Genomic DNA, 16,625 nt, shown 5'->3' with positions numbered 1-16,625 from the left:
CTCAGGAGATGAGGATGCCGCTGTCGACGGGCAGCTTTTGCCCGGTCGTGCGACGGGATTCGTCGGAGGCTAGGAAGAGCACCGCCTGCGCGACATCGATGGGCTCGGCCATGCCAAGCAGGTAGGCGTCGAACTGCTTCTTGAGATGCGGCTCGCGGTCGAAGAACTCGAGCACGCGCTCCGTGGTCACCGCGCCGGGGATGACGACGTTGACGCGGATGCCGTCAGACGCGAATTCCACGGCCATCGAGCGCGTCAGGGCAATGATGCCACCCTTGGCCGCGGTGTAGGCATCGCGGTTGGGCACACCCATCTCGCCCATGATCGAGGCGCTGTTGACGATCGAGCCGCCGCCGGATTTCTGCATCAGCGGGATGGCGGCGCGGCTGCACAGCCAAGTGCCGAAGAGATCGAGACGCAAGGTCTTCCAGAAGGTGTCTAGCGACGTCTTCGTGAGCGGGCCGTCGTCAGGGCTGGAGCCGCCGGCATTGTTGAACAGCACGTCGAGGCGTCCCCAAGCCCTGTCGGCCTGCGCGAAAGCCTGCTCCACGCTGTCCGGCTCGCTGACGTCGCACGGCACGAATATGGCAGTGCCGCCGGCGCTTTCGATCTCGGCAACGACCTTCTCGCTTTCGGCACGCCGCCGCGCGGCCAGCACCACCCTGGCGCCTTCGCGCGCGAAGAGCCGCGCCGTCGTCTCTCCGATGCCTTGGCTGGCACCCGTGATGAAAGCTACCTTGCCGTCGAGCCGACCTGCCATCATGTTCTCCCCTTGCTGTTCACTGTTCACCACGATGACGCGCCGCCGTCGACAGGCAGTATCACACCCGTCACCATTGCCGCATCGTCACTTGCGAGGAACAGGGCGGCCGCTGCGACCTGTTCCGGCAGCGCCGGCCCCAACCGCTGCTTCTGTGACAGCGGAAAGCGCGAGACGTCTCCGCCGGAGATCTGAAGCACGCGCTCGGTCATCGTTACGCCCGGAGCGAGCGCATTGACGCGAATGCGCGAGGCGGCATGCTGCGCGGCAAGCGTGCGGGTGAGCGATGAGACCGCGCCCTTGGCGGCGGTGTAGAAGTCGATCCCCGGAACGCTCGCCATGGTGACGCTGGATGACATGTTGACGATCGAGCCGCCGCCCTTTTCGACCATCGCCGGAATGACGGCACGACAGGCCAGAATGGTGCCGAGCACGTCGAGCTGCATGACGCGCCAGAGTTCTTCGATCGGGGCATCGACGATGCTGCCGTCGCGGACCGACGAGCCGCCTGCACAGTTGAGCAGGATGTCGGTGGAACCTACTGCTCCGTGTCCCTTCTCGAACGCAGCGGTGACGGAATCTTCCGAGGTGATGTCGGCGACCGCGAAGACGGCGTCACCGCCATTCCGCCGGATGTCGGCCACCAACACGTTGCCTGCATCCTCGGAAAGGTCGAGCACGCAGAGCCGTGCGCCCTCGCGCGCAAAAAGCTGCGCTGCGGACCGGCCGATGCCCGATGCGCCGCCGGTGATGTAAGCGGTCTTGCCCGTAAGTCTTCCCAAGTCGGTTCCTCCCGTTTTGGCGCCCAATCGGCAAGGGCATCTGCCGATCGGCGCCGATGCGCCTCGTCCAGATGGATTATTGACGTGGGACTATTGCGCCCGGCGCCGCAATCGACGGTGCCGGTGGTCACCACTTCTTCTCGATCTCGCCGGTGCACACGATGGTGTTGGCCCTCTCCTTCGTGAGGCTGCCGAAGAAATTGAGGTTGGTGACGCCCAGGCCGTCGTCCATGAGCTGCTGGCGCTGGTTACATCGGCGCTGATCTTCCACACCTCGTGGCGCGTCGCAGCCTGCAGCGTAAGCGTTGAAACGAGAACGGCGGCTGCCGCGCCGCCGGCGATATGGGCGAATTTCATCCTTGCCTCCATGCGGTCTGCCTGCCGGACGGTATCGTCCATTAGCACTATGGGCCTGACCTGGGGCGAGCGGATCAGGCTGCTGCGCTACGGCCCGCGACGCGCCCAAAGATCAGCGCCATTCCGACGAAGGTGCCGGACATGTAGCCGGCGCCGTGGAAGCCGCCCGTGACTTCGCCCGCCGCGTAAAGTCCGGCGATGGGGTCGCCATAGACGTTCTGCACATTCATGCTCGTGTCGACCGTCAGCCCGCCGTTGAAGTGAGTGGTGCCCGCGCGGCAGATAACGGCATGGAAGGGTGCTTCGGCAATCGGCAGCAGCACACCTGAATCGCCGACCGCGTGGGCTCGGCCGAAATCGGTGTCGCCGCTGCCTGCAAGCTGCACGTTGTATCGCTCGACGCCGGCGACGATGCCGCAGGCATCGAAACCCTCGGCTGCGAGTTGTCGCGCCAACACTTCCAGCGTGGGTGCCTCAAACTCGCGAAAGCCCGTCAGAACCTTGCCCATCATCGTCTGCGCGTAACTGGCCTTCATGCGGCTATCGTAGACCTGAACGCATACCGCGTCGGGCTGAGAAAGCAGCGCCCAGCAGGTGTCAATGTAGAGATCGCTTTCGCGGCAGAAGCGTCTGCCTTCCCGGTTGAGCGCGATGGCACCAGCATACAGAACCATTGCGCCTTTTCCGGTCTCGGGATCGGAGGGCGCGGTGGGTGCGACGCCGACGGTCATGTAGGAGATGCCGGCGCCGGCGCTCATGCCCATCAGCAGGCCGTCACCACGCGATCCCTGCCCGGTCAGTGGAAGGATGCTTTCCGAGCCTGGTCGACCGAAATTTCGGATCAGCTCGCGGCTGCGGGTGAAGCCACCGGTGGCCAGTACCACCCCGCGCGTTGCCATGCACCGATGCGTCTCGTCGTCGCGTTCGAAGTTGACGCCGGTGACACGACCAGCCTCGATGAGCAGCCGCCGGACACGCGCGTCGGTTTCGATGCGCACGCCACGCGCGCGGGCGGCAGCTTCGAGCCGCGTGACGATTTCAGCGCCACCGGACATCTCGTCGCCGGAAAGCTCGTGCGCCCACGGCCTGCTCATATGCGCGAAGCGGAAGGCCCGGACGAAGCGTACGCCGACATCCTCAAGCTTGCGGTGGGTGGCTGCGGCTTCGTCGACATAGAGGCGGGAGAGGTCTTCCTGGCAGTCGTTGTGGTGCGAATGGACGAGGTCTTCGTAGAGCTCTTCGCGCGTGCCGGGCTGCAGCGGCGTCTCGCACAGGGCAACATAGGCGCCGGACAGGCGCGTGCTGCCACCCGTCATCGGTTCCGATTCAAGGACGATGACCGTGGCACCCTGATCTGCCGCCTCGACAGCGGCCATCAGGCCAGCCGCGCCGGAACCCACGACGACGACGTTGGCTTCCATCATTCCTCCGCATGTCGTACTACTCCCCAGCGGAAGCTAGCAGGGCGGCGGCGGGCTGCCTCGTCCGGATGAGCTATCAGCCACTTTCATCGCTTGTGCAAGCCCGCAGTCCCCGAACGTAACAATCATCCCGATCGGGATGTTTATAGTTTGTCACATGCCATTTTCCTTGAAATAATCCCGATCGGTTCTTTTTCTGGATTTTTGCCGGTAGGCTGTTATAATCGTCCCGATAGGGATGATTTATGCAAACAATCACAGATACCAAAAGCCTTGGCCTTCTGATCCGTGAGGAGCGGAAGGCACAGAAACTAACCCAGGAGCAGCTCGCCGGGCTGACCGGCGTGGGCATACGCTTCGTGCGCGAGCTCGAAGCCGGGAAGGAGAGCTGCCAGATCGGACGCGCCCTCCAGGTGGCCGCATCCCTCGGGCTTAGCGTCTCGGTCCGCAGCCGGCGGGAGAGTGAGCCGTGACGCATATTCTTGACGTCTGGTTCAATGAAGCAAAGGCCGGCGCGCTCAGCCAGGATGACGGCGGCGCTCTTAGCTTTACCTATGACGCCGGATATCTCGCAAGCCGGGAGGCGCGGGCAATCTCGTTCTCCATGTCTTTGCAGGAGGCGCCATTCGCCGACCGAACTGTCCGGCCTTTCTTCTCGGGACTATTGCCGGATGAAGGGGCGCGGCAGCGCCTTGCTGGGGCACTCGGGATTTCATCCGGCAACGCCTTTGGCCTGCTTGAAGTGATCGGCGGCGAATGTGCCGGCGCCTTGTCGCTTTATCCCGCCGGACAGGCCCCGCCTTCCGATGAAGACGGTGTCGAAATATTGGGTTCCGGGCGGCTTGCCGAGATCATCGCCAAGCTGCGTGACCGCCCGCTGCTTGGCGGGGAAGAGGGCGTGCGCCTGTCTCTTGCCGGCGCGCAGGACAAACTCGCGGTCTGTGTTGACGGTCAAAACATCGGCCTCGCCAAGGGCGGGCGACCTACCACCCATATCCTCAAGCCGTTCATCCAGGCGCTGGAGGGCACCGTCGAGAACGAGCTGTTCTGCCTGCGCCTGGCGGCGCGGCTTGGCCTGCCTGTGCCGAAGGTTGAGATGCGCCGTGCGGGCGAGGTTTCGTTCCTCCTGGTGGAGCGCTATGACCGCAGCCTGCATAAGGACGGCACCATCACGCGGCTACACCAGGAGGATTTCTGTCAGGCGCTCAGCGTGCCGCCGGAGCTCAAGTATGAAGACGAAGGCGGGCCGGGAGTATCGGCTTCGCTCGGGCTCATCGACAGCGCGACCGCGCGCCCTGCAGCGGATCGCCTCGGCTTCATCCGGATGCTGATTTTCCACTATCTCGTTGGCAACGCGGACGCTCATGCCAAGAACTATGCGCTGCTGTACCGGGACCGCGTGCCTGACCTGGCGCCGCTCTATGACGTGGTGTGTACAGCCGCCTATCCGCGGCTTGCGAAGAAGCTCGCTATGGCGATCGGGGGGCGCAACGTTCCTGACACCATCCACCTCAAGCAATGGCTGACGCTCGTCCCTGACACCAAGGGCGCGCAGCGGCTTCTTGTGAAAGATATGGCTGATCTGGCGGGACAGATACGGAAGCAGGCGGATGGATTGCTCGGCGATCTGGAAGCCGAGGGCATCGCGCATGTCATCCTTAAAGAGATACGCGCCGTCATTGAGACGCGCGCTACGCATTTGCTGCGGATAACTGATAGTGCTGTGGGAACGAATGAATGAAATCGTATGTGTTGGTTGGGGGTCGCTAATCTGGTGTCAGAAGGCTTCACGCCGGTTTCGTCAATGAAGACAAGCCGGGCCGCATAGCGCGCATGAAGCCGAACGGTCGTTGAGGGCGCGACCTTGAACCGAGCCGCCATCGCCCGCCGCGATTGACCAGTTTCAACACCTTGCACAATCCGGTCCCGCAAGTCTGATAAAATCGGCTTTCCCATGGCTCGTATCTCCTGCAGCCATAGAATCAGACTTTCTCCAACTCTGAACCCTCGATTCATGCTTCTCGCCCGATGCTCTAAGCTCTTCCTTCCTTTCCGTCGCCCGTGAAGGGTGCCTCGGCAATCGGCAAGAACAGCAGAAACTTCGGCTGAAACGTCCTCGTCGCCCGTCGAAAGCGAGCTTTTCGTCTTATTGGTTTTGGTAAATTGGTAAGGCCAATTGACTCTAAGTCCAATTATGATAAGTCTCCCGTCAGGAGGGTCATATGCACAAGGGAAAACTTGAGCTGCAGGTCGTGCGCCCGAGGCGGCTATACGAGCAGGTTGCCGATCATGTGCGCGAGCTTGTTCTCGACGGCACCTTCCCTCCAGGTTCCGCATTGCCTCCGGAACGCGAACTGGCCGAGATCATCGGGGTCAGCCGTCCATCGATCCGGGAAGCCCTGATCGCCCTGGAAGTGATGGGGCTGGTGGAAAGCCGGCAGGGTGGCGGCAATTTCGTGCGCGGCGATGCCAGCAGCCTGCGGATGATTCCGCTCTCCAAAGGACGGGATCTTGGGCCGGGGCCGATTGAGCAGTTCGAAGCACGGCGGACGATTGAACTGGCCTGCGCAAAACTGGCGGCAGAGCGCGCCTCCGATGAGGATATTCTCAAGCTTGAGCAATGCCTCGTCCGTATGAGGGGCCTCGTCTCGCGAAATGTCTCGCCTGCCCCAGAACACAAGTATTTCCATACGGCGCTGGCCAACATTTCACAGAACCAGATCTTCGCATCCACTGTAGCGGAGCTCTGGCGCGTCCGCGATGGAAAGCTTTGGGACACGTTGCGTCAGAAGGTGGACAACAACGAGAGCTGGCAGCTCGGCATAGAGTTTCGCGAGCGGCTTATCGATGCGATCCGCGATCGCGATTCGGCGGCTGCCGCCGCGATCATGGCGGAGCATTTCGATCGGATGGGTGCACTCTACTTTGGGCTTGCGCCGGAGTCCGGCAAAACATCAAGGGAGGAATAGGATGAAGAAGTTCTTGAGGATGGGCGGCGGCCTGCTGGCCGCGTCGCTGATGGTAGGCAGCGCTGCATATGCGCAGACGACACTGACGATGTGGACGTTCCTCGACATCAATGCGAAGGGCGGTCGCAATGCCGCGTTGAAGCAGATTATCTCTGACTTCGAGACAGCAAACCCCGATATTAGGATCAAGGTCGAGCCACAGGTATGGTCGACGCTGGCCGAAAAATTCGTACTCGGATCGAACGCCGGCAACGCACCCGACATCGGTTGGGTGAATTCGGAGAACCTCGGCTTCATCATGAATTCAGATGCCGCTGCGGACCTGAAGCCGCTGGTCCTCGATGGCTGGTCGGATCAGCAGAAGCAGGACTCTCTGCTGAACAGCAGCTTCAGTGCTGTGACGGACGGAGACGCGGTCCGAGCGGTGCCGCTGCTCCCGTCGACATGGGTTCTGATGTACCGCAAGGACCTTTTCGACGCAGCCGGGCTGACGGCGGCCGACGTCGCGACCTGGGATGGCGTCACCAAAGCGGCAAAGCTGTTGACGAAGGACACAAACAATGACGGCCAGAACGACATCTGGGGCATCGGCCTTGGTCTGAGCCAGGAACGCTTTTCGGTGACGCCGGCATTTCTGGCGACGGTCGACGGGAATGGCGGCATCTTCGACGACAGCTGCAACGCGACGTTCGACAATGATGCGGGTCGCGCCGCCGTCGCCATGCAGGTTGACTGGATCGACAAGGACAAGGTGACGCCGCGAGAGGCGCTGGCCATGTCGTCCGACGACGCCATCGATCAGTTCGCGGCAGGCCGTTATGCGATGATGATCATCGCGAATTCACGCTACGAGCAGATTCAACGCACGGCAGCCGGATGGGATGGTAGCCAATTGGCTATCGCCCGTGTGCCGGGCATGACTGCCGGCAAGCCGGGACCAGCCTTGCTGGTGGGATGGTGGGCTGTTCAGTGGTCAAAATCGCCCAACCAGGAAGCCGCCGCGAAGTTCATCAGCTACATGTCGGGTCCGGACGGCGCGAAGCTCTGGAATGTGCCGGGCGAGCAGATACCCACCTACCGCTCGGTCGCCGAACGTCCCGAAATGTCGGAACCCGCCCGGCAGGGGCTCCGGGCCACATCGGAGATTCTCGCCAGCAGTGGTGTGCTGATGCCTGGCAAATGCAACTGGGGTCGCACTCAGGCGGACTTCAATCTTGCCACACAGCAGGTCGTCCTCGGCCAGGCAACGCTTGAAGACGCTTTGCGTCAGGCCGAGCAGGCCACCGACGAGCGCCAGTAGAACAGGCTTTCGGCGGAGCCGGCTCGCGTCGTCTCCGCCCCGCACAAATCACGGTCCATCATGTTCAGTTCAGAGAAATTCACGCCTTACCGGTTGGTCGGGCTGGCGGTGCTCGTCGAGCTTGGCTTTGTCATCGTCCCCTTGGTCATCGGATTCTGGTACAGCGTCAACCGGGTGCAGTTCTTCCAGATCCGCGGCTTCACGGGCTTCGACAATTACTGGCGCGTGCTTACCTCGCCAAGCGTGGCCAACGCCCTCGCCGTCACCGTCACATTCTCCGTAATCTCGCTCGTGCTGACCTTCGTCATCGGCTTCGGGCTGGCAATGTGGCTGGAGCGCTCGAACAGGCTGAACGGCGTCATGCAGGCCGTGGTGCTGATCCCCTACATGATCGCAATGCTAGTCGGCTCGATGCTCCTCAAATGGGTGTTCTCGAAAGAGTCGGGCCTTTCGGATCTGGTTCTCGCTCCCATGGGAATGGGCGACGTGAGCATTCTCGCTGACCCCGACACGGCAATGGCCGCGCTCGTCTACAATGCGGTCTGGCGGGACAGCGCTTTCGCCATGATCATGCTGCTCGCCGGACTGAAGAGCATTCCGGCCCATCTTCAGCTGGCGGCCCGCGTGGACGGCGCTTCCGCCTGGTATCGATTTAGGCGGATCACCCTGCCGCTGCTGCAGGTGCCGATTTTCATCACCGTGATCCGGCTCTTCATCCACCTCGTGAACACACTGACCTATCCGCTGATCCTGACCGGCGGCGGTCCCGGAACGTCGACGGAAACCGTCGTCCTCAAGATGTATCGCCTTGGCTTCAACGACAATGTGCTCGGACAAGCCAATGCGCTGGCGATCATGGTCTTCATCGTCAATATCGCGCTGGTGGCCGTTCTCCTGCGTCTCTTCAAGAAGGCGGGCAACATCCAATGAACGACAATCCCTACCTGCGTCATGCGCTCAGGCGCGCAGCCCTGCGAACCGTAGTCAATGCCGTCATCGTCGTCTTCGCACTGGCGCCGATCGCCTGGGGCGTTCTGTCCTCTCTTAAGCCGACTAACCAGATTCTCGAGGTGCCGCCGCGCTTTATTCCCCAGGATGTCACGCTTGAACACTATGAACGCGTGATCGGCGATAAAGGGCTGCTCTTCCTGGGAAACAGCGCCCTCATCTCCGCCATCACGATCGTCTTCGCCCTGGCTATAGGCTCAATCGCCGCCTACGCCATTGCACGCTACGAATTCCCGGGTCGCAAGGTGCTGATGGTGTTCACCATCGGTGTGATGAGCATTCCCATCGCCTCGCTGCTGATTCCGACCTTCACGCTGCTCAGCGTCGTGGGCCTGATCAACACGCATGTCGGCCTGATCCTCCTCTACACCGCCTACCAGCTGCCGATCGTCATCTGGATGCTCTACGGCTATTTTCTCTCGCTGCCTGTGGAGGTCGAGCATGCTGCCCGCATAGATGGCTACACGGCGCTTGGCACATTACGACGCGTGGTGCTGCCGCTCTCCAAGCCCGCGCTCGTTGCCGCCGCCTTGTTCGTGCTGGTCTTCGCGTGGAACGACTTCGTCGTGGCCGTCACCATGACGTCCTCGGAGAGCGTCCGCACCTTCCCCGTCGCGGTCTATTTCTATCTTGGCTTCTATGGGCGCGAATGGGGTCCGCTGCTGGCCGCAGCTGTCATCTCCATCATCCCAATCATCGTCATCTTCATCGTCCTGCAGCGCTACTTCATCTCCGGTCTCACCGGCGGTGGGGTGAAGGGTTAATTCATGTCCACTGTCACTTTCAGGAACGTCTCAAAGCGCTATGGCGCGATCACCGCACTCGACAATCTAGACCTGGAGATTGGCGACGGGGAATTCGTCTCGCTGCTCGGGCCATCGGGTTCGGGCAAGTCGACCACGCTTAACCTGCTGGCAGGGCTGATTTCCGCAAATTCGGGGACCATTCACATCGGCGAGCGTGAGATCACCCATCTGCCGCCGGAACAGCGTGATCTGGCGATGGTCTTCCAGAACTATGCCCTCTACCCACATATGACCGTTGCCGAGAACATCGCGTTCCCGCTTGAGGCGCGAAAGCCGCGTCCGGACAAGGACGTCATTTCACGAAGCGTCGAGCGCGTGGCCGAGACATTGGGCATCGGCAATCTGCTTGCGCGCTATCCGAAGGAGATATCGGGCGGCCAGCAGCAGCGCGTTGCCCTCGGCCGCGCCATGGTCCGCGACCCCCGAGTCTTCCTGCTCGACGAGCCGCTGTCGAATCTGGATGCGCGACTGCGCGTGCGGATGCGCCGTGATCTCAAGGAACTTCACCGCCAGCTCGGCTCGACCATCGTCTATGTCACGCATGACCAGTCGGAGGCGATGACGCTGTCGGATCGCGTCGCGGTGTTCGCACAGGGGCGGTTGCAGCAGGTGGCGCCTCCGCGCGAGATCTACGACAACCCGGTTAACACCTTCGTTGCGAATTTCGTCGGCGACCGCGAAACAAACTTTCTCGACGGCATGCTGGAGGGAAATGGCGATCTGACCTTCCGCAGCGGACCGGTGGTGCTCAGGCTCGGCAAAAGGCAGCTCAAAAATGCCAGGCAGAAGGTGACGCTGGGGGTTCGCCCGGAGGCAGTCGCCATTGCGTCATCGGCGACCGACGGCATGCGTGCCGAGGTCATACTGACTGAACTCGCCGGGGCGGAGCTGTTCGTCTACCTGCGGCTGGCCAGCGGCAACGAGATCGGTATGCGCTGTGATCCGCGAGAAGTCTCCGTAGTGACCGGCGAGACCGTCAACGTCCGCTTCGATCCCCGCCAGATTCACCTTTTCGATCAGGAGAGCGGTCAAACCCTCGCCTGATCTCCTCCCACCATTCCTCAGGAGTTACGAATGGCTCAGACCTTGATTCAAGAAAACTATGACGTCGTCGTCACCGGTGGCGGATGTGCCGGAATAGCTGCGGCGATCAGCGCCGCCAAAGCCGGTATGAAGACCTTGCTCGTTGAAGCGGGTTCGATGCTGGGCGGGGAACTCATCACCGGCCTGTGCATCGACGGCGCCCTCAACGCGCGCGGGGAATGGATAGTTGGCGGCGTCCTAAAGGAAATTCTCGACGAGCATAAACGGCTCGGCGGGTATATCGGCCCGGTCAAGGACTGGCGTTTGATCTGGTATGTCTGCGTCGACCCCGAGATCATGAAGCTTGCCGTTGCCAATGTTGTGCGCCGCGCCGGTGTCCACGTCTGGATGTATTCGTTCGCGGAGGACGTGGTGCGCCGTGGCGACGAGATCACGGGCGTCGTGGTGATCAACAAGCGCGGCCGCGTGCTGGTCGAGGCACCGGTCTATATCGATGCGTCCGGCGACGGAGACATCGCGCTGCGGGCTGGCGCGCAGATGATGATCTCCAACGACAAGGGGGAATTCCAGCCGGTCACAATGCTGTTCCGGATAGGCGGCGTGGAGACGATGGACCTCCTGAAGTTCTGCGTCGACCACCCTGAAAATCTGGCGGTTGGCGAGTCCGAATGGATGGGCGCAGAGCTCACGCCGAAGGAGTGTGCACAGAACCTCTATGACCAGAGGCAGCCGGCGGTGTTCTTCAAGGCGAACGGTCCTTTGATCACCGGCGGAATCGAGCGTGGCGAACTGCAGCAGACCGCTCTGATCGGCATCATTCCCGTGTCGTCGGAGCGGAAGGAGGTTTCGGTCAACACGACCCGCGTCGCCAATATCGACGCTACAGATGCCGTCGCGCTTTCGCGGGTCTTTAGCGACCTCACCGACCAGGCATGGCGGAGCATCGCCTTCATGAAGAAGAACATTCCGGGCTTCGAGAACTCATACTTTGCCGGCCTCTCCCATCGTATCGGTATTCGCGAAACGCGCCGCGTTGTCGGCGACTACGTGTTGACCGGGGACGATGTGCTGAATGCACGCAAGCGTGACGACGGCATCGGCAAGGGCTCCCATCACATCGATATCCATCAGGACGGCACCAAGCAGGTTCGCATCCCCGTGGCGGATGGCGGATCCTACGACATGCCCTACAACATGCTCGTGGCCAATGGCATCCGCAATCTTTACGTCGCGGGTCGCTGCATGTCGGCAGATCGCGAGGGGCACGGGTCAGCCCGCGTCATGGGCCCCTGCATGGCGCAAGGCGAGGCCGCAGGCCTTGGCGCCGCGCTCACCCTTCGCGGCAACCAGCCCGGCGATCTCCGCTCTGTCGATGTCGGGCAGCTTCGCTCTGAACTGAAGAAGCAAGGGGCCATCGTGGATGGTACTCACTGATACGCCGGCCCGCGCCCGGCTTGCATTGAGCGAGGCGGAGGCTGCCCGGCTCGAAGCGATATTCGACCGCATGTTTCCCGACGATGGCGACGGCTATGCGGCTGCCGGGATGGGGGCGGGCGACTATGTCGACGGAGCACTTGCCGGCGCGGAATCGGAAAACCTGCCTACCTACAGGCGGATGCTGGGCTGGTTCGCAGCTTCAGCCCGGTCGCAATGGGGGAAGGACGTTACGGAGCTGGCAGATGGCCAGCTCGACGAACTGATCGGCGAGCTAGAGCGGGGCGATCCTGCCCCGGCCGGCTGCTTCGAATTGCTCCGCCGGGACCTGCTGCGCGGTCTGTTTTCTGATCCCGCTTATGGCGGAAACCGCGATCTGTCGGGATGGAAATTCCTTGGTCACCGGGGCCTCGGTCACGATGACGCCTCTCCGAAGGGCTTGAAAGAGTGGCCGGGTAGGAGCACCAGCCCGTTGCCTGCGGCGTTCGATCCGGATGCTGGCAGGCGTCCGCCGGCAAAGGACGTCGATGCCGTTATTGTCGGCGGCGGCGCCGTGGGCAGTGTTGTTGCTGCACGGCTGGCCCATCGCGGGCTCAAGGTGGTCGTGCTCGAAGCGGGGCCGTGGCGCGCCGGCGAAACATACCGTCCCGATGAACTGGGCCAGGCATTCTACGGCCGGGCTGCTCTCGGACCGAAGTTTAATGGAGAAGTCCCGCGTTGGGTGCGGAACGTCTCCGATGCGGAAGATCGCGCCCTGAGCTTCTCGCTGGGCAGGATGGCCAATGGCGTCGGCGGCTCGTCGGTGCTTTATGGCGCAAGATTCCGGCGCTTTCATCCGCATCATTTCCAGCACCATTCGGCGCTCGTCTGGCGCGGCCTTGCGGGTGCACTTCCCAACGCCTCGAGCCTGGTCGATTGGCCGATCCGATATGAGGACCTGGAGCCATATTACAGCGAGCTGGAATGGACGATTGGCGTCGCGGGCGAGCACAGCCCGTTCACGCCTCACTCTCGACCTCTGCCATTCAAGCCATTGCGCCCGTTCAGGGTTGGTGAGGCGCTCCGCGTGGCAGCGACACGGCTCGGTTATCGGCCATACACCATTCCTGTCGGGCGGGTAGGCGAGGCGCGCGACGGCATCACGCCGGCCTATGATCCATGGGATGAAGGCATCGGGGCCGAGATCAGGGAACGCTGGACCCCGATGGATACCTTGCTCCCCACGGCTCTGGAGACGGGTAATCTCGACCTGAGAACAATGTGTCGGGCCCTGCGTATCGTGACAGACCTTTCAGGACGCGCGCGTGGCGTCACCTATCTCGATTCGGATGGGCGCGAACGACAGCAGGATGCACGGGTAACATTGATCGCGGCCTATACGTTCGAGACCGTGCGGCTTCTGGCGCTCTCGGGCGACACGGCCCGGCCCAGCGGCCTGGGAAACAGTCATGGCCAGCTTGGCCTGAGCTACATGTCCAAGATGTTCCCGCAGGTCGTGGGGCAGTTCAGCGATAGGGTCTTCGACCGGCACACCGGTCCCGGGGGGCAGGCTGTCATTGTCGAAGACCTGATGGCTGAGGGCGCCATCGAGGCGTCCGGCATATTCGGCGGCGGAACGCTGAGCACCGAGAACCAGCTTCTACCGCTTCAGATCGCCGGCGACCCAGCACCGATCGATGCGCCACGCTGGGGCGAGGGCTACAAGCAACATCTGCGCGGCTGGAACCGGCGCGCCTCCATCAAGATTCAGGCCGACGCGCTTCCGCTCTCCACCAATCGCCTCCTGCTCGATCCCCGGTGGCGTGATCGCACCGGCGTGGGCGATCCTGTTGTCCGGGTCGTCTGGGATCTATGCGCGGCAGACCGCAGGCTCTACGAACACATGCAGGACTGCGCGGAGACGCTGCTGCTGGAAATGGGAGCGGAACGCATTGGCCGTGGTCCCATCGAGACAGGCGTCGGATGCTGCCATGATCTTGGAGGGGCCCGTGCCGGCGAGGATCCCGCACGCAGCGTTGTAGACCCAGACTGGCAGGTTCACGATACGCCGGGGCTCTACGTTTATTCTGGCGCGACCTTCCCGACCTGTCCGGGGATCAACCCCACGCTCACCATATGGGCATGGGCGTTGCGAAATGCCGACAAACTCGCTCAATCCCTTGGAGCTGCTTTATGACGGCACCGCGCATTCGCAGCCGCATCGCTGGGGAATGGCTCGAACACGGTCATGTTCACGAAATCCGCAATCCCGCCGACACTGCCGAGACGGTTGCGACTGCCGTGTTCGCAGAACCATCCGAGGCCGATCGAGCCGTCTGGAACGCCAGATCCGCGTTCGATCTTTGGCGACGAATGCCGTTGATGCAACGCTCCCACATCCTGTTCTCGGCGTCACGTCGCATAGGGGAGCGTTCTCAATCCATCGCCCGCTCCATTTCTCGCGAGCAGGGCAAGGTGCTACCTGAAGCGATGGGGGAGGTCCAGCGCGCGTCCGACATCTTCGCCTATTTCGCCGGTGAGGTGCTGCGCATGCATGGCGAGCATTATCCCTCGACCCGCGTCAACACGGAGATCGAGGTGGTGCGTGAGCCGGTTGGCGTCGTTCTTGCCATCACGCCATGGAATTTCCCCGTGGCCATTCCAGCGACAAAGATGGCTGCGGCGCTGGCTTATGGAAATTCCGTCATTCTCAAGCCGAGCGAGGTGACGCCGATCTCGACCAGCCTGCTCGTCGAGGCCATCGTCGATGCCGGCGTGCCGGAATCCGTCCTCACACTGCTTATCGGCGGCGGACAACTTGGCGGCGAGCTTGCACGCCATCCAGGTGTAGACGCCATCTCGTTCACCGGCTCCATGGAAACGGGACGCAGCATTCGCCGTGCCGCCGCCGAGACCGATGCCGAACTGCAACTCGAGTTGGGAGGCAAGAATGCCTGGATCGTTCTGGATGATGCGGATCCTGCGCTCGCGGCCCGGATAGCGGCCGAGAGCGCGTTCCTCGGGACAGGGCAACGCTGCACCGCTTCCAGTATGGTGCTGGTGACACCAGGTATTCGGGGCGCGTTCCTCGACCATCTGCGCGAGGAGGTGGCACGCTTCACCACCGGCGATCCACTGGATCCCGAGGTTCGCATCGGCCCGTTGGTCAGCGCTGCCCAAAGAGACAAGGTCGAGACCTATCTGCAGCAGGCAAGGGCCGTAGGCTACCGCATGACGACAGGGCCGGCGCCCCGATCCTCTCGCGCCGGATATTTCGTGGTGCCGCATCTGTTCGAGAGTGTCGAACAGGAAGACCCTCTTGCAACCGACGAGATTTTTGGTCCTGTTCTCGCAACCATTGACGTGCCGAACCTAGATGCCGCGCTTATGATCGCCAACAGGTCGCCCTACGGCCTGTCGGGCGGCATCTGTACGCAGTCGCTTGACGCCGTGCAAAAGTTCAAGCGAGAGATTGAAGCCGGTATCGTGACGGTGAACCTTCCAACGGCAGGCTCGGAGCCGCACGTGCCGTTTGGCGGGATCAAGCAATCGAGCCACGGACCACGGGAGCTATCCGGCCATGCCGCCTCTTTCTTCACACGGACGCGAACAATATACATTTCGTCTGTGCCTGCGTGAATGCATGTGGACGTTGCTTTGCATGTCTGAGTGAAGACCGTTGTCGACACCTTCTCGCGCTTCTCGCCTGCGGTCGATCCGCGATTCGACGGTCCGTTGCTCGGCGAGACGGTCGTGTTCATTGGGAGCTTGTCGATACCCCGCCGCGACGCTGCTGATCTCGCTCACATGGCGGGCGGTGCCGTCGAACCAGGCGTTACCAAAGCCGCCACTGTCCTAGTTGTCGGCGATCACGATCTTCTCAGGACGGGCGGCAAGCCCAAGAGCTCGAAGCACCTGAAGGCAGAGAGTTTGGCAGCTAAAGGGCAGCCGATACGATTCCTTGCTGATCGCGGAGGTTATCGAGCTTCTGCCCGATACGCCGCAACACTTGCGTATTTTCCGGTACAATGCAGCTCTCGCTTTGTTCAAGCTTGGTATCTACGAGCCCGCCATCGACGAGACCTCTGAGCTTATCAAGGAGTATTATGATCTGCTTGGCATAGAGCCCGCCGATGTTATGGGACGCAACGCCCCAGACCTGCTACCTCTGATCAGGGAAGTTCCCGATTTTGTTGATCACGCCAAACATCTGGCAGACACGCTTGACCTGAATGCCCAGGCTTTGCAGCGGGTGGGGAGGGTTTCGCCTCTCGGCAGAATCCATGCCATGAAGTTTTACGAGATTGCGCACGCGTTCGACTCCCTTGTGCGCGTCGGTCAGGACCTTGCCGACGATTTCGTCCAGCGTAATGATTTCATAGGTGCCCGGCAGGTGATGGAAACAATCATCCCCATCGTTCTCCGTCTCAAAATTCTCGACCGCATCATTCCTGTTCGCAGCCAGTATGCTGTCATTCTCGCTTACTGCGGCGCCTTCGATGCCGCAGAGCAAGAAATGGCACGGCTCCTTCCCTACGCTGATGGTCTGAGTGAGGAAGGTCAGGCAGAGCTGCGTAATCAGAGCAGGTTGATAGCGCGCATTCGCACTGTGGGTGCGCCGCCGCAATGGGTACCGCCCATTCCTGTAAGGCCGGTAATCCCTCGCGCCAGCCCCGGCGAAAGGTCGGTCGGAATGAGCCGTGCCTCTGCGGGTCGGGTAGCAAGTACAAAAAGTGCTGCGGGATGTTGTGACATCGCACGCTCG

Annotated in this window: 16 protein-coding genes; 12 read left to right on the top strand and 4 right to left on the bottom strand. The window is 61.9% G+C overall.

Annotated features, from left to right (window positions below; all coding sequences use genetic code 11):
* Position 1: 1 nt before the first annotated feature.
* The 3 genes from XW59_RS17865 to XW59_RS17855 form a co-directional block, all read right to left on the bottom strand.
* A complete protein-coding gene (locus XW59_RS17865; RefSeq protein ID WP_047146912.1) occupies positions 2-760 on the bottom strand; it encodes an SDR family oxidoreductase in 759 nt (252 codons plus the stop codon).
* A 26-nt stretch (positions 761-786) separates the two neighbouring features.
* Entirely contained in the window at positions 787-1,542 is a 756-nt protein-coding gene (locus XW59_RS17860; RefSeq protein ID WP_047146739.1) for an SDR family oxidoreductase, read from the bottom strand.
* 431 nt (positions 1,543-1,973) lie between these two features.
* Positions 1,974-3,350 (bottom strand): FAD-dependent oxidoreductase, encoded by a 1,377-nt coding sequence (locus tag XW59_RS17855; protein ID WP_281406239.1) that lies wholly within the window; start codon positions 3,348-3,350, stop codon positions 1,974-1,976.
* Positions 3,351-3,565: 215 nt separating this feature from the next.
* Between XW59_RS17855 and XW59_RS17850 the strand changes: the two genes are divergently transcribed.
* The 11 genes from XW59_RS17850 to XW59_RS17800 all read left to right on the top strand — a co-directional run bounded on the left by XW59_RS17850 (position 3,566) and on the right by XW59_RS17800 (position 15,949).
* Entirely contained in the window at positions 3,566-3,793 is a 228-nt protein-coding gene (locus tag XW59_RS17850) for a helix-turn-helix domain-containing protein (RefSeq protein WP_047146737.1), read from the top strand.
* Positions 3,790-5,061 carry a type II toxin-antitoxin system HipA family toxin gene (locus tag XW59_RS17845; protein WP_047146736.1) on the top strand — a complete coding sequence of 424 codons (1,272 nt, stop codon included), beginning with the start codon at positions 3,790-3,792 and terminating at the stop codon, positions 5,059-5,061. Before XW59_RS17850 ends, XW59_RS17845 begins: the two co-directional genes overlap by 4 nt.
* A 481-nt stretch (positions 5,062-5,542) precedes the next feature.
* Positions 5,543-6,289 carry a FadR/GntR family transcriptional regulator gene (locus XW59_RS17840; RefSeq protein WP_052958232.1) on the top strand — a complete coding sequence of 249 codons (747 nt, stop codon included), beginning with the start codon at positions 5,543-5,545 and terminating at the stop codon, positions 6,287-6,289.
* 1 nt (position 6,290) lies between these two features.
* Positions 6,291-7,589 carry a sugar ABC transporter substrate-binding protein gene (locus XW59_RS17835; protein ID WP_047146735.1) on the top strand — a complete coding sequence of 433 codons (1,299 nt, stop codon included), beginning with the start codon at positions 6,291-6,293 and terminating at the stop codon, positions 7,587-7,589.
* A 60-nt stretch (positions 7,590-7,649) separates the two neighbouring features.
* Positions 7,650-8,519 carry a sugar ABC transporter permease gene (locus tag XW59_RS17830; protein WP_082137666.1) on the top strand — a complete coding sequence of 290 codons (870 nt, stop codon included), beginning with the start codon at positions 7,650-7,652 and terminating at the stop codon, positions 8,517-8,519.
* Positions 8,516-9,361 carry a carbohydrate ABC transporter permease gene (locus XW59_RS17825; protein ID WP_052958231.1) on the top strand — a complete coding sequence of 282 codons (846 nt, stop codon included), beginning with the start codon at positions 8,516-8,518 and terminating at the stop codon, positions 9,359-9,361. Before XW59_RS17830 ends, XW59_RS17825 begins: the two co-directional genes overlap by 4 nt.
* Positions 9,362-9,364: 3 nt before the next feature.
* Positions 9,365-10,447 (top strand): ABC transporter ATP-binding protein, encoded by a 1,083-nt coding sequence (locus XW59_RS17820; protein ID WP_047146733.1) that lies wholly within the window; start codon positions 9,365-9,367, stop codon positions 10,445-10,447.
* Positions 10,448-10,477: 30 nt separating this feature from the next.
* Complete coding sequence (locus tag XW59_RS17815; RefSeq protein ID WP_047146732.1) at positions 10,478-11,881, top strand: FAD-dependent oxidoreductase; 1,404 nt, start codon at positions 10,478-10,480, stop codon at positions 11,879-11,881.
* Positions 11,868-14,057 carry an FAD-dependent oxidoreductase gene (locus XW59_RS17810; RefSeq protein ID WP_082137665.1) on the top strand — a complete coding sequence of 730 codons (2,190 nt, stop codon included), beginning with the start codon at positions 11,868-11,870 and terminating at the stop codon, positions 14,055-14,057. Before XW59_RS17815 ends, XW59_RS17810 begins: the two co-directional genes overlap by 14 nt.
* A complete protein-coding gene (locus XW59_RS17805) occupies positions 14,054-15,499 on the top strand; it encodes an aldehyde dehydrogenase family protein (protein ID WP_170990174.1) in 1,446 nt (481 codons plus the stop codon). Before XW59_RS17810 ends, XW59_RS17805 begins: the two co-directional genes overlap by 4 nt.
* A gap of 30 nt (positions 15,500-15,529) precedes the next feature.
* On the top strand, positions 15,530-15,949 hold the full coding sequence (locus tag XW59_RS17800) for a BRCT domain-containing protein (RefSeq protein WP_136068308.1): 420 nt from the start codon (positions 15,530-15,532) through the stop codon (positions 15,947-15,949).
* Positions 15,950-16,022: 73 nt separating this feature from the next.
* On the opposite strand, the gene XW59_RS17795 is transcribed toward XW59_RS17800, so the two are convergent.
* Positions 16,023-16,487, bottom strand: a complete 465-nt coding sequence (locus tag XW59_RS17795) for a hypothetical protein (RefSeq protein ID WP_136068306.1) — start codon at positions 16,485-16,487, stop codon at positions 16,023-16,025.
* Between XW59_RS17795 and XW59_RS17790 the strand changes: the two genes are divergently transcribed.
* Positions 16,487-16,612, top strand: coding sequence for an SEC-C metal-binding domain-containing protein (locus XW59_RS17790; RefSeq protein WP_206077721.1), 126 nt, complete (start codon positions 16,487-16,489; stop codon positions 16,610-16,612). The genes XW59_RS17795 and XW59_RS17790 overlap by 1 nt on opposite strands.
* The last annotated feature ends 13 nt before the right edge of the window (positions 16,613-16,625 follow it).

Origin of the sequence: Aquamicrobium sp. LC103, assembly GCF_001014615.2 — a bacterium.
Classification (GTDB): domain Bacteria; phylum Pseudomonadota; class Alphaproteobacteria; order Rhizobiales; family Rhizobiaceae; genus LBCQ02.
This window is presented reverse-complemented; position numbering and strand designations above follow the sequence as displayed.

What these genes read in the sequence shown, in the direction of transcription:
- XW59_RS17865 (WP_047146912.1), bottom strand. Translation starts at nt 760, where the DNA reads ATGGCAGGTCGGCTCGACGGCAAGGTAGCTTTCATCACGGGTGCCAGC.
- XW59_RS17850 (WP_047146737.1), top strand. Translation starts at nt 3,566, where the DNA reads ATGCAAACAATCACAGATACCAAAAGCCTTGGCCTTCTGATCCGTGAG.
- XW59_RS17840 (WP_052958232.1), top strand. Translation starts at nt 5,543, where the DNA reads ATGCACAAGGGAAAACTTGAGCTGCAGGTCGTGCGCCCGAGGCGGCTA.
- XW59_RS17835 (WP_047146735.1), top strand. Translation starts at nt 6,291, where the DNA reads ATGAAGAAGTTCTTGAGGATGGGCGGCGGCCTGCTGGCCGCGTCGCTG.
- XW59_RS17830 (WP_082137666.1), top strand. Translation starts at nt 7,650, where the DNA reads ATGTTCAGTTCAGAGAAATTCACGCCTTACCGGTTGGTCGGGCTGGCG.
- XW59_RS17825 (WP_052958231.1), top strand. Translation starts at nt 8,516, where the DNA reads ATGAACGACAATCCCTACCTGCGTCATGCGCTCAGGCGCGCAGCCCTG.
- XW59_RS17820 (WP_047146733.1), top strand. Translation starts at nt 9,365, where the DNA reads ATGTCCACTGTCACTTTCAGGAACGTCTCAAAGCGCTATGGCGCGATC.
- XW59_RS17815 (WP_047146732.1), top strand. Translation starts at nt 10,478, where the DNA reads ATGGCTCAGACCTTGATTCAAGAAAACTATGACGTCGTCGTCACCGGT.
- XW59_RS17810 (WP_082137665.1), top strand. Translation starts at nt 11,868, where the DNA reads ATGGTACTCACTGATACGCCGGCCCGCGCCCGGCTTGCATTGAGCGAG.
- XW59_RS17805 (WP_170990174.1), top strand. Translation starts at nt 14,054, where the DNA reads ATGACGGCACCGCGCATTCGCAGCCGCATCGCTGGGGAATGGCTCGAA.
- XW59_RS17790 (WP_206077721.1), top strand. Translation starts at nt 16,487, where the DNA reads ATGGGTACCGCCCATTCCTGTAAGGCCGGTAATCCCTCGCGCCAGCCC.